The organism is Sphaerospermopsis sp. LEGE 08334 (assembly GCF_015207205.1).
Lineage (GTDB): Bacteria > Cyanobacteriota > Cyanobacteriia > Cyanobacteriales > Nostocaceae > Sphaerospermopsis.
In genome coordinates this window covers 1-1002 of the sequence record NZ_JADEXH010000119.1, presented here as the reverse complement: position 1 = coordinate 1002, position 1002 = coordinate 1, and the positions used below count along the sequence as shown (strand labels likewise).

Below are 1002 nucleotides of genomic sequence, written 5' to 3'. Positions count from 1 at the left end.
TTCAAATTAACCGTTGATTGCAGGAGCAGTCAAAGCAACGGGAGCAACTTCACCAGCAGCTAAGTCTAAGGGGAAGTTGTGAGCGTTACGCTCGTGCATTACTTCCATACCTAAGTTAGCGCGGTTGATTACATCTGCCCAAGTACCGATTACACGACCTTGAGAATCAATGATGGATTGGTTGAAGTTGAAACCGTTGAGGTTGAACGCCATTGTGCTTACACCCAACGCTGTGAACCAGATACCAACTACTGGCCATGCAGCCAAGAAGAAGTGTAAAGAACGGCTGTTGTTGAATGAAGCGTATTGGAAAATCAAACGACCGAAGTAACCGTGTGCTGCAACGATGTTGTAGGTTTCTTCTTCTTGACCGAATTTGTAACCGTAGTTTTGAGATTCGGTTTCGGTTGTTTCACGAACCAAGGAAGATGTTACCAAAGAACCGTGCATTGCTGAAAACAGTGAGCCACCGAATACACCAGCCACACCTAACATATGGAAGGGGTGCATCAAGATGTTGTGTTCTGCTTGGAACACGATCATGAAGTTGAATGTACCGGAGATACCCAAAGGCATACCGTCGGAGAATGAACCTTGACCGATGGGGTAGATCAAGAATACTGCGGTTGCTGCTGCCAAAGGTGCAGAGAAAGCTACGCAGATCCAAGGACGCATACCCAAGCGGTAAGAAAGTTCCCATTCACGACCTAAGTAGCAAGCTACACCGATCAAGAAGTGGAAAATTACCAATTGGTAAGGACCACCGTTATACAACCACTCATCTAAGGAAGCAGCTTCCCAAATGGGGTAGAAGTGTAAACCGATAGCGTTAGAGGAAGGAACAACTGCACCAGAGATGATGTTGTTTCCGTAGATTAAAGAACCTGCAACGGGTTCACGGATGCCGTCGATGTCAACGGGAGGAGCAGCGATAAATGCGATGATGAAGCAAGTGGTAGCTGCTAACAAGGTGGGGATCATTAATACACCGAACCAGCCGAT

The 1002-nt window shown here is 46.7% G+C and carries 1 protein-coding gene; it reads right to left on the bottom strand.

Going from position 1 to position 1002, the window contains the following annotated elements:
- Nucleotides 1-6: 6 nt before the first annotated feature.
- Nucleotides 7-1002, bottom strand: a 996-nt coding sequence (gene psbA / locus IQ237_RS25990; RefSeq protein WP_187042081.1) for a photosystem II q(b) protein, incomplete at its 5' end; no start/stop codon positions are given.